Annotated in this window: 9 protein-coding genes; 1 reads left to right on the top strand and 8 read right to left on the bottom strand. The window is 64.3% G+C overall.

The genetic code is table 11. From position 1 onward, the window contains the following. Positions 1-49 precede the first annotated feature (49 nt). From ttcA to NKF27_RS03400, 6 genes are all read right to left on the bottom strand, one after another. Positions 50-1009 (bottom strand): tRNA 2-thiocytidine(32) synthetase TtcA, encoded by a 960-nt coding sequence (gene ttcA, locus NKF27_RS03425; protein ID WP_253555350.1) that lies wholly within the window; start codon positions 1007-1009, stop codon positions 50-52. Positions 1010-1394: 385 nt separating this feature from the next. Further along, positions 1395-1634 (bottom strand): hypothetical protein, encoded by a 240-nt coding sequence (locus tag NKF27_RS03420; RefSeq protein WP_239452527.1) that lies wholly within the window; start codon positions 1632-1634, stop codon positions 1395-1397. 95 nt (positions 1635-1729) lie between these two features. Further along, positions 1730-2422: a 3'-5' exonuclease gene (locus NKF27_RS03415; RefSeq protein WP_308812406.1), complete on the bottom strand. Its 693-nt coding sequence runs from the start codon at positions 2420-2422 to the stop codon at positions 1730-1732. Further along, entirely contained in the window at positions 2419-4242 is a 1824-nt protein-coding gene (locus NKF27_RS03410) for a DUF294 nucleotidyltransferase-like domain-containing protein (protein WP_253555349.1), read from the bottom strand. The genes NKF27_RS03415 and NKF27_RS03410 overlap by 4 nt, the downstream gene beginning before the upstream one ends. Before the next feature lie 102 nt (positions 4243-4344). Beyond that, complete coding sequence (locus tag NKF27_RS03405) at positions 4345-6138, bottom strand: sodium:solute symporter family protein (RefSeq protein ID WP_045992159.1); 1794 nt, start codon at positions 6136-6138, stop codon at positions 4345-4347. A 38-nt stretch (positions 6139-6176) separates the two neighbouring features. After that, positions 6177-6434, bottom strand: a complete 258-nt coding sequence (locus NKF27_RS03400; protein WP_045992160.1) for a DUF4212 domain-containing protein — start codon at positions 6432-6434, stop codon at positions 6177-6179. A 391-nt stretch (positions 6435-6825) separates the two neighbouring features. Between NKF27_RS03400 and NKF27_RS03395 the strand changes: the two genes are divergently transcribed. After that, a complete protein-coding gene (locus NKF27_RS03395) occupies positions 6826-10770 on the top strand; it encodes a NahK/ErcS family hybrid sensor histidine kinase/response regulator (protein WP_222515632.1) in 3945 nt (1314 codons plus the stop codon). A gap of 88 nt (positions 10771-10858) precedes the next feature. Here NKF27_RS03395 and NKF27_RS03390 read toward each other — a convergent pair whose 3' ends face one another. Continuing rightward, on the bottom strand, positions 10859-12382 hold the full coding sequence (locus NKF27_RS03390; protein ID WP_253555348.1) for a YdiU family protein: 1524 nt from the start codon (positions 12380-12382) through the stop codon (positions 10859-10861). 112 nt (positions 12383-12494) lie between these two features. Continuing rightward, positions 12495-13193, bottom strand: a complete 699-nt coding sequence (locus NKF27_RS03385; RefSeq protein ID WP_045992163.1) for a GntR family transcriptional regulator — start codon at positions 13191-13193, stop codon at positions 12495-12497. Between the last annotated feature and the right edge of the window lie 204 nt (positions 13194-13397).

The following is a 13397-nucleotide window of genomic DNA, read 5'->3' as shown; positions in this document are numbered from 1 at the left end:
GCGGCCTCTTTTGCTGTCATGGCGTCCTGCACATTCGCTGCTGGCGAGATCAGTCGGCATCCACCACGTCGATGCGCCGGGCCTGGCGTTCGGCCTGCACGGCCTCCAGCCCCTCGAAGTCAAACAGTTGCCGATCCGCCAGCTGCGACGGCGCCACATTGGTCACCGCCTTGAACATGCTCTCGAGGCGCCCGGGATGCTTGACCTCCCACTCGGCCAGCATCTCCTTGACCACCTGGCGCTGCAGGTTGGGCTGGGAACCACACAGGTTGCACGGGATGATCGGGAACTCCATCGCCTCGCTGTAGGCCTGGATATCGGCCTCGCGGCAGTACGCCAGCGGGCGGATGACGATGTTCTTGCCGTCGTCGGAGAGCAGCTTGGGTGGCATCGCCTTGAGGCTGCCACCGAAGAACATGTTCAGAAACAGCGTCTCGAGAATGTCCTCGCGGTGGTGGCCCAGGGCGATCTTGGTCGCCCCGATCTCCTCGGCGAAGCCATAGAGAGAGCCGCGCCGCAGGCGTGAGCAGAGCGCGCAGGTGGTCTTGCCCTCCGGCGTCTTCTCCTTCACCACCGAATAGGTGTCGCGCTCGAGGATGTGGTAGTCCACGCCGATGCTGTCCAGATAGTTCGGCAGCACATGCTCCGGAAAGCCCGGCTGCTTCTGATCCAGATTCACCGCCACCAGCGAGAAGTTGACCGGCGCGTTGCGCTGAAGGCTGCGCAGGATCTCGAGCATGGTGTAGCTGTCCTTGCCACCAGACAGACACACCATGATCTTGTCGCCTTCCTGGATCATGCCGTAGTCGATGATGGCGTTACCGGCCTGGCGGCGCAGGCGCTTCTGCAGCTTGTTGAACTCACGCCGTGCCTTGGCCTGAACGTGAGCTTCCGTCTGGTCGCCATCCGCAGCAGGGTCGGCCGGGCTGTCGCCGGCATCGATCGAGAGATGGTCATCCTCGGGGGTACGGGGATCGAACAGGGTGGCGGAGGCGGACTGTGGCGACATGGGAGCGGGACATCACGGCTGAAAATGAAAGAGGCGCCAGTCTACCATCCGGACGCTTTAGTGGCGAAGAGGTCAGCGACCGCTTACCCCGGCGAGGACAATAAGGGGGGGGCTTTTCGTCGGCGGCACATCGGAAACCGCCAAGGACGGCACCGCCGTAGTGGCGCCCTTGCGCGTCGTGGCCTGGTCTGGCCTGGTCTGGTCTGGCAAGTCGAAGAACGCAAGTGCCTGTCAGCCGGGACCTAGGCGCTGTCCGAAAAGTCGACGAGCGAAGGTTAGACAAGGCAAAAATCGGTGAGAAAGCGCAGTTTACGGGGTGTAAATGAGCATGTTGATCCGATTTTTAACGCCGTATTACCGAGCGCAGGCACTTTTCAGACAAGCCCTAGACGACGTTCAGCGCCAGCAGATAGCGCACCACCACGCCCAGCAACAGCAGCAGGATGCCGGCACGTTGCCAGCCAAACTCGCGCACGGTCAGGGTCAGGCGCTTCTCCCAGAACTTGACCATGCCCCACAGGTCCCGGGTACGGCGATAGTACTGGAGGTAGGCCACCAGCACCGAGACCAGGCCCAGCGCCAGCAGCGTGGGCTCGAGAAGGGTCAACATGGCGTGCAGACTCATGACAGGATCTCCTTGCAGGTGAATGGTTGCCGGTGCGGGCGGCACCGGGTCAGCGCGGATGACGGCAACGGGTCAGCGCGGATGACGGCACCGGGTCAGCGCGATGGCGCCGTGAGTGCCCCGCTTTCCAGGCGCAGATGCATCAGCGCCGTGGTGACGGCGTCGCCCAGGGCCGTATGGCGTCCCATGATCGGGACTCCAAGTCGCTCTGCCAATTGTTCAAAGGTCGGCTGCACCTCGATTTCCGGGTGACTTCGGCGCAGCCGCTTGCGGTACTGCTGGGCCACGTCGATGGTGGCGTTGGGCAGCGAGAAGCCAAACTCCGCCTTCAGGTAGCGATCCAGCATGGCCAGGTCGAAGTCGATACACCAGCCGACCAATGGGCGATTGCCGATAAATTCCAGCAGCGTCGTCAAGGCCTCGCGCACCTCGAGGCCGCCTTCCAGGTCGACCCCACGCAGGCGATGGATACAGATGGAGTCACCACTCAGACTGGCAGGACGCGCGAGCCGCAGGTCCAGCGACTCGCTGGTCAAGACGCGATCGTCACGAATGCGCACCGCAGCGATGGACACCAGCTCCGCATGACGGGTATCCAGGCCGGTGGTTTCGCAGTCCAGGGACACCAGCTCGTCGCCGGTATAGGGATTGAACAGCCAGGCGAAATCGCCATCGGCCTGCCGACGCCTGTCGGCCACACGCCTGATCGCTCTCAGCATCGGGTACTCTCCCAAGCGAAACCATTGACGCCAAGGCAGCTTGCCCTGGGGGGCTGCCTCGACACTCATGCATACTCCAGGTGATAGCGGTGGGACAGGCTGGCCTTGAACTCCTTGACCAGGTGCAGCGCCTCGCGCAGCAAGTCCCGCTCCAGCGAATTGAGCGACTGCACCACCACCCTGTCCGGGGCGTCCGTGGCCCGGGCATCGTCGCGCCGGTAGGCCAGCTGCGCCCGAAGCCGAAGCTCACAGAACAGCGACAACGCCTCGCCGAGATCCTCCGCCACCACTCGCTCGATGCGCCCGAGTGACGCCAGCGCCGCCAGCCGGTCGTGGGTCGAGGTCTCGCGCAGCCCGCACTCCAGCGCCATGGTGCGAACACCGTGGACGATGGGAAAGATGCCACCCTTCTTGATGTCGACGCCGTGCTCGGGCTTCTTCAGCGTTCCAAACAGGGTCAAGGGCGTCGAGAACCGCAACACTCCCCTCGCCAGATGGGTCAGCAACAGTTCATTGCCCCGTGTTTCTTCGATCAGCACGTCGTGGAGTCGGTCCACCAGGGCAAAGTCACCGGCCACCCCCGAGGCGTCGGCAAGCACCGCCAGACGCATCAGGCTTTCTCCGTCGGGTTCGCTGACCCAGCGACGGATGCGCGCGCGCCATTGCGCAAGGGTGCCGACCCACTGGGGGTTGGAGACCATGATGTTGCCCGGGCAGCGCGGATAGCCCAGATCGTCGAGCACGCTGGTGAACCGCGCGGTATCTGCGCTGAGCTCGTCCCACTGCTGGTCATCGGCCAGGATCAGCGCATTGTCCTGGTCGGTCTTCAGGATCTGCTCGCCGCGCCCTTCGCTGCCGAGCACCAGCAGACAGGCGCGCTCGCGCTGAGGGGCCGGCATCGAGAAGTGCCAGGCCTTGCTGATGATGCGCCCATTGAGCGCCGACAGCATGCCCATGGCGAAGCGCATGCGTACCCCTTGGGCCATCAGCGCCTCGACCAGCTCCGGCGCACGCTGACTTGCTTCGCTGAGCGAGGCCAGGGTCGTCGCCTGCTCGACCTGCAGGCTGACCACGTAGCTGCGGCTGGAAAAGAAGCTGAGCACATCGGTCAGCTCCACGACACCGATCAGCCGCTGGCCCTGAAGCACCACCACCCTGGCCACCTTGTGGCGGGTCATCTCGATCAGTGCCTCGAACAGGTACTGGCTTTCATCCACCGTCACCAGCGCCAGATGAGCGATTCCACCGACCTCGGCATCACCGTCGCACCCCTCCAGCACCAGGGCCTCGAGCAGGTCGGTCTTGGTCAGCATGCCAGGACCGTCGGGCGTCTCGACCAGCAGGCTGTCGGCGCCCTTGTCCTTGAGGGTCAGCACGGCGTCGCGAATGCACGTCGTCGAGCCGACCTTGAGCGGTTCACGCATGCACTCGTTCACCCGGGCGAGCATGAATCCGGCCAGGGTGACCCCGCCCTCGGCGCGACGTTCGGCCAGCAAGCGCGTCTTGCTGATCAGGCGCTGGTGAAAGTAGTCCGAGAAGGCGGCATTGTTCTCGCACAGCGACAGAAACAAGGTGTGCGGCATCAGGTAACACAGGCTTTCTTCTTCGGCGACGAAGCGGTAACGGCTCTGGCCGTTGATCACGCTGATGGCACCAAACAGATCGCCCCCGGTGTAGTGGCCGATGCGCCCCCCGGCGGGGCCCTCGGCCGGGTCCAGTTCGGCGACTTCGCCCTTGTGGATCACGAAGACGAACTCGCCGGACTGCCCTGCATCGAGGATCACGTCATCCCGCCCGTAGTAGGCGATATCCAGCCCGCCCAGGACCCGCTCGCGCTCGGCCTCGTCGAGCAATGAAAACGGTGGATGAGTGAAGTCGATGTCGATCATGTCTGCTCCATGACCGACCCCGGCGAGGCCGGGGTCGGGGAGTGTTGTCGTCTGGCAGGGGGCGACGGATGGTGGACCGACGCCCCTGCCTGATGGCCCGCTCTAGTGAGCGTGGGCCTCACCCGCGCCTCTCGGCACACGCACGTTCTCCACCAGTTCCTGGATGTGCTCCGGCGGTGCTGCGGTTGCCCGCGAGACCACGAAGGCCACGATGAAGTGGAGGATCATGCCGAGGGTACCGATACCCTCCGGCGAGATGCCGAACCACCAGATCGAAGGATCAGTGTTGATGAACTTGGTGTAGACGATGTAGATGAAGGTGAAGCTCAGACCCAGCACCATGCCGACGATGGCCCCTTCGCGGTTCATGCGCTTGTCGAAGATGCCAAGCAGGATCGCCGGGAAGAAGGACGAGGCAGCAAGACCGAAGGCAAAGGCCACCACCTGGGCCACGAAGCCCGGCGGGTTGATGCCGAAGTAGCCGGCCACCACCACCGCCACCGCAGCAGCACTTCGCGCCGCCAGCAGCTCCCCCTTCTCGCTGAGGTTCGGATTGATCTGCTTCTTGATCAGGTCGTGGGACACCGCCGCCGAGATCACCAGCAACAGACCGGCTGCGGTGGACAGCGCCGCGGCCACGCCACCGGCGGCCATCAAGGCGATCACCCAGGCCGGCAGGCCGCCGATCTCGGGGTTGGCCAGCACGATGATGTCGCGGTCGATGTAGACCTCGTTGGGGCTGTCGGTAGGCGTATTGGTCACCACCCGCTGCCCGTGCTCGCCGGGAGTTTCCTCTTCCAGCGGGCCGCTTTCGAAGGTCGGCTTGCCCTCGAACGGTGCGCCCGGTCCCATCTGCACCCGACCGTCGTCGTTCTTGTCGAGCCAGCCGATCAGGCCCACGCCTTCCCAGCTCTTGAACCAGGCCGGTGCCTCTTCGTAGCTGGTCTCGTGTACCGTCTCGATGATATTGGTGCGGGCGAACACGCCGACCGCCGGAGCGGTGGTGTAGAGCAGTGCGATGAACACCAGCGCCCAGCCGGCGCTGACCCGGGCGTCACGCACCCGCGGCACGGTGAAGAAGCGCACGATGACGTGGGGCAGACCCGCGGTACCGCACATCAGGGCGGCGGTGATGAAGAACACGTTGATCATCGGCTGGCTGCCGTCGGTGTAGGGCGTGATGCCCAGATCCGTCAGCAGACCGTCGAGACGATCGAGAATGTACTGGCCGCTGTCGTTGCCGGCGGCATCGACGAAGGTGGCACCGAGCCCGGTCTGCGGCAGCACGTGGCCGGTCATCATGATCGACAGGAACACCGCCGGCACGATGAAGGCGGTGATCAGCACGCAGTACTGGGCCACCTGGGTGTAGGTGATGCCCTTCATGCCACCGAGCACCGCGTAGAAGAACACGATGACCATGCCGATGACCACGCCCAGATTGACCTCGACCTCGAGGAAACGGGCGAAGACGATACCGACGCCGCGCATCTGACCGGCGACATAGGTAAAGGACACGAAAATAACGCAGATGACCGCCACGGTACGGGCGATATTCGAGTAGTAACGGTCACCGATAAAGTCCGGCACCGTGAACTTGCCGAACTTGCGCAGGTAAGGCGCCAGCAGCATGGCCAGCATGACGTAGCCACCGGTCCAGCCCATCAGGTAGACCGAGGCGTCGTAACCCAGATAGGCGATAAGGCCCGCCATGGAGATGAAAGAGGCCGCCGACATCCAGTCTGCCGCGGTAGCCATGCCATTGGCGGCAGGGTGGACGCCGCCGCCGGCGACGTAGAAATCCTTGGTAGACCCGGCACGCGACCAGATCGCGATACCGATGTAGAGCGCGAAGGACGCCCCTACAAATATATAGGTAAGTAGTTGTACATCCATGGAATCAATTCCCGTTCATTGACGTTATTTTGCGGGTGTCACTGTTCGTGGACGTCGTACTCTTCATCGAGCTTGTTCATCTTCCAGGCATAGAAAATGATCAGCACGATAAAGGTGTAGATGGATCCCTGCTGTGCAAACCAGAAGCCGAGCTTGAAGCCAAAGAACTGGATATTGTTGAGTACATCCACCAGCAGAATGCCGAAGCCATAGGAGACGATGAACCATACGGCCAGACAGCCGAGGATGGTTCGTATGTTTCGTTTCCAGTAGGCCTGTGCGCTCTTGTCTAGCATAAGGCTACCCTCAAGAAGTGGTTTGATCGCCAAATGCCGCCGCAAAGACGACACAAAGGCTCGAGAAGCAGACTAGACAAAATGGCCTTTCCTGGAACGATAACTTTAGTCGAAAAGCATAAATGCACCGCACCAAGAAAACTATTACATCAAATATTTCAGCAACTTATAAACATTTCTGGAATATTAGCCGATGGTCTATCACTACAAAGGTGCAATCCACCTTAGTCGCGATTCAAGGCCTTGAGAAAAGGCAATGCCTTTCCCTTGATGGCGCAAAATTCCGTCAATGCTTCGCGCTTCAGGCGCCCGAATCGAGGCAACCACGCTGCGCCCCTGCCGAGCAGGCCGCCAATGCCCTAGAATGGCCGCTGACGTCGAGGAGGTGCCCATGTTTGCCGGTTGGCTATTGATCGCTGTTTCACTGCTCTACATCGCCGTGCTGTTCGCCATCGCCTGGCGCGGCGATCGTCGTGCACGCCACCTGGGGGCCAGCCATCGTCGCCCGCTGGTCTACAGCCTGGCGCTGGCGATCTACTGCACCTCCTGGACCTTCCACGGCGCCGTGGGCCAGGCGGCGACCTCCGGCTGGTCGTTCGCCAGCATCTTCGTCGGTCCGGTACTGACGCTTCTATTGTTCTGGCCAGTACTGGCCAAGATGGTGCGGGTCGCCAAGCACCAGAACGTCACCTCGATCGCCGACTTCATCGCCTCTCGCTACGGCAAGACCCAGTCTCTGGCGGCCTTCGCCAGCCTGGTCGCGCTGATCGGCACCCTGCCCTACATCGCCCTGCAGTTGAAGGCAGTGTCCACGTCCTTTGCCGTGCTCACCGACGCCTCCGACATCACCCAGGCGCCGCTGTTCGGTGACACCGCCTTCTATGTGGCCATCGTCATGGCGATCTTCGCCATCCTGTTCGGTACCCGCCATACCGACGCCACCGAGCACCACGAGGGCCTGATCCACGCGGTGGCCTTCGAGTCGCTGGTCAAGCTGGTGGCCTTCCTGATCCTCGGCGCCTACGTCACCTGGGGCATGTTCGATGGCCTGCAGGACCTGATGACCCGGGCCGACACCCACCTGCAGCTGCAGCGGCAACTGGCCCAGCAGGACTTCGGCCAGAGCTTCTGGGCCCAGACCCTGCTGGCCATGCTGGCGATCCTGTGTCTACCGCGCCAGTTTCACGTCACCGTGGTGGAGAACACCCACCGCGACGACGCCGCCCGCGCGCGCTGGATGTTCCCGCTGTACCTGGTGCTGTTCGCCTTCTTCGTGTTGCCGCTGGCCGCCGCCGGCCTGACCATCTTCGCCGGCACCGACGTATCACCCGATACCTATGTGCTGTCGCTGCCGATGGCCGCCAACCAGAGCTGGCTGGCCCTGCTGACCTTTATCGGCGGCTTCTCCGCCGCCACCGGCATGGTCATCGTCGCCGCCGTGGCGGTCTCGATCATGATCTCCAACGAGATCGTCATCCCGGCGCTGTTCCGCATGCGCTGGTTCGACACCAAGGCCCGCGACTACGGACGCCTGGTCCTGCGGGCACGGCGCATTACCATCGCCGTGATCCTGGCCATGGCCTATGGCTTCTATCAGCTGATCGGCGAATTCACCTCGCTGGCCTCCATCGGCATGCTGTCCTTCGCCGCCGCCGCCCAGTTCGCCCCGGCGCTGATCGGTGGGCTCTACTGGAAGCGCGGCAATCGCCTGGGGGTCATCGTCGGCATGAACGCGGGCTTCGCCATCTGGGCCTACACCCTGCTGTTGCCAGCGATGATCAACGCCGGTGTATTGCCCGCCGGCTGGCTCCAGGGTGGGCCGCTGGGGATCGCCTGGCTGTCACCGACCTCGCTGTTCGGCCTGCACGTGGGTGACAGCTTTACCCACGGCGTGATGCTGTCGCTGGGGGTCAACCTGGTGGCCTACATCTTTGTCTCCCAGGTAACCCCTCAGCGGGTGGTGGAACGGATTCAGGCGTCGCTGTTCGTCGACAGCGTCGAGACCCGCCAGACCTCGGTCAATCGCCCCTGGACCGGGGCTACCACGGTCGGCGACCTGAAGGTGCTGTGCCAGCGCTTTCTCAGCGCCGGCCAGGTCGACCGCGCCTTCTCGGACTACGCCCGGCGCAACGGCAAGGCGCTGGAAGACAGTGCCCGAGCGTCCATCGACGTGATCCAGTTCACCGAGCGCTTTCTGGCCTCGGTGCTGGGCGCCTCGTCGGCGCGCATCGTCGTCAACTCCGCGCTGCAGGGGCGTGGCATCGGCATCTCCGACGTCATCTCCATCGTCGATGAGGCCTCCCAGGTGCTGGAGTTCAATCGCGCCCTGCTCCAGGCCACCATCGAGAACATCAACCAGGGCATCAGCGTGGTGGATCAGAACCTGCGCCTGGTAGTGTGGAACCAGCGCTATCTGGAGCTGTTCCGCTTCCCTGACCACCTGATCCGTGTCGGCGCACCGATCGACCGCATCTTCCGCTACAACGCCCATAACGGCGAGTACGGCCCCGGCGACCCGGAAGAGCACGTGGAATTGCTGCTCGACAACATCCGCGAGGGCCAGCCCCACCGCTACGTGCGATATCGCCAGGACGGCAGCGTGCTGGAGGTCCAGGGCAACCCCATGCCCGGTGGCGGCTTCGTCTACACCTATCAGGACATCACCCAGCAGAAACGCACCGAAGAAGCGCTGATCCGCTCGGAAAACAATATCCGCATCTATACCGACAACGTGCCGGCGTTGATCGCCTACTTCGACCGGGAGTGTCGCTACCTCTTTACCAACCGTGCCTACGAGCAGGCCTTCAACATCAACCGCAACGAGGTCATCGGCAAGAAGGTGACCCAGGTGATTCCGGAGACCATGGCCGAGGAGCGCATTCCCTGGATTCAGCGCACCCTGAGTGGCGAAAGGGTCAGCTTCGAGGTGTCGCTCGAGATCACCAACGAAGGCCTGCGCTACATGCTGGTGACCTATACTCCGCACTTCGGCGACAGCGGCGCGATCCTCGGCTTCTTCGCGCTCTACCAGGACATTACCGAGCGCCGGAGGGCCGAGATCGCCCTCAAGGAAACCAACGAGACCCTGGAGGAGCGGGTACGCTCGCGCACCCTGGCCCTGTCCGAAGCCAACGCCGCGCTGCGCCAGGAGAACCGAGTGCGCGCCGAAGCCGAGCAGGCCCTGCGCCAGGCCAAGCAGGTGGCCGAGGACGCCAACGCCTCCAAGACGCGCTTCCTGGCCGCAGCCAGCCATGACCTGCTGCAGCCACTCAACGCGGCGCGGCTGTTTACCTCGGCGCTGTCCCAGGACATGGGCGCCGAGGACATGAAGCGCACCATCGGCCATATCGACAGCTCACTGCAGTCCGCCGAAGAGCTGCTCGGCACCCTGCTGGATATCTCCAAGCTGGACGCCGGCGCGCTGACCCCCAGACGCAGCCATTTTGCGCTGACCGACATCCTGCGCCCGCTGCAGGCCCAGTTTGCGGTGATGGCCGAAGATCGCGGCCTGGACCTCAAGGTGGTGGGGTCGGCCCTGTGGGTGGACAGCGACAGCCAGATGCTGCGCCGAATCATCCAGAACTTCCTGTCCAACGCCATCCGTTACACCCAGGAGGGCCGGGTGCTGCTGGGCATTCGCCGGCGCGGTGAGCGCCTGCTGATCGAGGTATGGGACAGCGGCCCCGGCATCCCCGAGGCCAAGCAGGCCGAGATCTTCCAGGAGTTTCGTCGCCTGGATCAGGCCTCGCGCCACAAGGAAAGCGAGAAGGGACTGGGCCTCGGCCTATCCATCGCCGACCGCATGAGCCGGGTGCTCGACCACCCCATCCGGGTGCGCTCCTGGGTCGGCGTGGGCACGGTATTCTCGGTCAGCGTACCCAGGGTCGAGGCAAAGGCCCCGGCCGAGGACACGGACTCCCGGCCTGCGCGCAAGGTCGCCAGCAAGCTCGACGGCAAGCGCATCCTGTGTATCGACAACGAGTCGCTGATCCTCGAGGGCATGAAGGCGATGCTGTCTGGCTGGGGCTGCGAGGTGTTCACCGCCACCTCCATCGGTGGCGCCAAGTCGGTGCTGCGCCATCTGGACGACGACCCCGACGCCATCCTCGCCGACTATCACCTGGACAACGAGGTCACCGGCCTGATGGCGCTGGACGCCCTGGGCGAGCGCCTGACCGGCGCGGTGCCCGGCATCGTGATCACCGCCGACCGCACCGAGGAGGTGGCCGAAGAGGTCCGCCGCGGCGGCTACCAGCTGCTGCTCAAGCCGGTGCGCCCGGCCGCCCTGCGGGCACTGCTGACGCGCACCCTGCAGGCCAGCCAGGCACCTCAGTAGCCGGCGCGAGCCGTGCTGGCGAAAATTCTGTCGGCGTAAGCCCTGCTGGCAAGCAGCCCACCGGCGGCCGCGGCGCCGGTGGGGCCCCTCAGGTACCGCAGAAGGTTCTGAGCACTCGCTCGTCGCGCCCGGGCGGGGCCAGCAGGCTGGTATCGTCCGGGGTCTGGTAGGGCCGGGTCACGGCGGCGAGCAGCGTCTCGAATACGCTCAGGTCGTCGTCATCGATGGCGGCGCGAATGGCCTTCTCGACCAGATGATTGCGCGGTATCACCTGGGGGTTGGCCGCCGCCAGGCGCGCGCCGACGACCTCGTCGGCGACGCCTTCACGGGCCAGACGCTCGCGCCAGCGCGGTAGCCAGGCCTCGAGCCTGCCACTGCGCTCGAAGCCCTCGGCAAGCGCTGCCTCATCGCCGGCCAGCGCCCGGGGCAGATGGGCAAAGCTCAGGGTGAAGTCGGCGTTGCCCTCTTCCATGGCCTTGAGGAAGTCCTCGCCCAGGGCCAGGTCCTCGTCTGCCACCTGGCCCCCCTGACCATCGGTCGAGCGGCTTTCCGGCTGGCCTTGCGAGTCTTCAGCCCCGAGTCCCAGCTTGGCACGCAGCACCGCTGTCCAGGCGGCGTCATGGCACTCGGCGAAGGCCTCGATGGCCTCGGTGGCCAGCGCCACCGCTCGCTCCTGATCGTCACTGATCAGCGGCAGCAGCGTCTCGGCCAGGCGCGCCAGGTTCCACTGGGCGATGGCCGGCTGGTTGTCCCAGGCGTAGCGGCCGCGCTCATCGATGGAGCTGAATACCCTGTGCGGGTGGAAGGCGTCCATGAAGGCGCAGGGACCATAGTCGATGGTCTCCCCCGAGATCGCGCAGTTGTCGGTGTTCATTACCCCATGAATAAAGCCGAGCCCCTTCCACTGGGCGACCAGGCTGGCCTGGCGCTCGACCACCGCCTCGACCAGCGCCAGCGCGCGCTCGGCCTCGGGCAAGTCGGCCAGCTCGGGGTAGTGTCGCTCGATGCAGAAGTCCACCAGCAGCGACAGCGCCTCGCTGTCACGGCGGGCGGCAAAATACTGAAAGGTGCCGACCCGCACATGGCTCGAGGCTACCCGGGTCAGTACCGCCCCGGGCTCCACCATCTGGCGCACCACCTGCTCGCCGCTGGCCACCGCCGCCAGCGCCCGGGTGGTGGGCACCCCCAGTGCGGCCATGGCTTCTGACACCAGATACTCGCGCAGCACCGGTCCGATCGGCGCGCGACCATCACCGCCGCGGGAAAAGGGCGTGCGTCCGGCGCCCTTTAGCTGGACCTCACGCAGGCCGCCGTCTCGATGGGCTAGCTCGCCCAGCAGGATCGCCCGACCATCGCCGAGCTGTGGCACGAAGTTGCCGAACTGATGCCCTGCGTAGGCCGCGGCGATCGGCGTCGCTCCATCGGGCACGGCGTTGCCACCGAGCACCTCGGCGGCACGGGTCGCGTCGAAGGCGTCAAGGTCGAAACCCAGCGCCTCGGCCAGCGGACGATTGAAGGCCAGCAGACGCGGCGCCGCCACAGGGGTGGGCGCCATCTCGGCGCGCATACGATCGGGCAGGGACGCATAGCGCCCGGAAAAGGCAGGAAACATGGGCTGCTACCTCAGGCTGGCAAGTGGGATGCCGACTACCCTCGGCCCTGCCTGTGGTGGTCGTCAAGCGACATTGCTTGCGACACCACCATCCCGGTACGGCAGAGCCCGGCTAGTTCGAGGCAGTGGCGCGTCGCAACTCGCCCCCACCCTCCTCCAGCTTGCGCACGCTGGAGACAAAGTCGCTGAAGCGCTCGCCCTGGATCAGCACGTGGTCACGCAGGATGCGCTCGGCGCTCTCGGCATCACCGGCTTCGATCGCCTGGAGCACCTCACGGTGTTCATCGAGCGAGCTCTGCATGCGTGAACGTACCTGGAGTTGCAGACGTCGATAGGGCTTGAGCCGCTGCTTGAGGGTCTGGGCCTCTTCGGCCAGGAAGGCGTTGTGGCTGGCTTGATAGATGACGCTGTGGAAGGCTTCGTTCTCGTAGTAGTAGTCGTCGCTGTCACCGGTCTCGCCGGCGCGGCGACATCCTTCGAAGGCGTCGCGCAAGGCCTTGAGTTCATCGGCTGAGATTCTCCGCGCCGCCAGTCGACCGCACATGCCCTCGAGTTCGGCCATCACCTCGAACATCTCGATCAGTCGCTCGAGCCCTAGCCTGGCGACAAAGGTGCCCTTCTTGGGGTAGACGGTCACCAGGCCACTGGCCACCAGCTGCTGGATGGCCTCGCGCACCGGGGTACGCGATACCTGGTAGGTCCTGCACAGCTCTTCGGGGTCCAGTCGCTCACCCGGCGTGCGCCGACCATTGATGATGTCGTCCTCGAGAGAGTCCCGCAGACGCTGGGCGTTGGAGGGCTTCTTGCTCATATGGCTGTCCCCTGGCTGTCCCTTGGCTGAACTCGAATCGTTCCAGCATATCCTGTCCTGATGCGACTGACCCCTCGGCGCCCTCACTCCACCATGGTCTAAGCCCTACGAATTGACAGGAATATACATGCTGGCTATTGATGTATACATCATAGCAGATGAAAAATGTTTGACCTCCATCCCCCGCGCCGACCTCGGCGCGTT

The sequence above is a fragment of the Halomonas sp. DN3 genome (genome assembly GCF_024137905.1).
Taxonomy (GTDB): Bacteria; Pseudomonadota; Gammaproteobacteria; order Pseudomonadales; family Halomonadaceae; genus Halomonas; species Halomonas litopenaei.
This window is presented reverse-complemented; position numbering and strand designations above follow the sequence as displayed.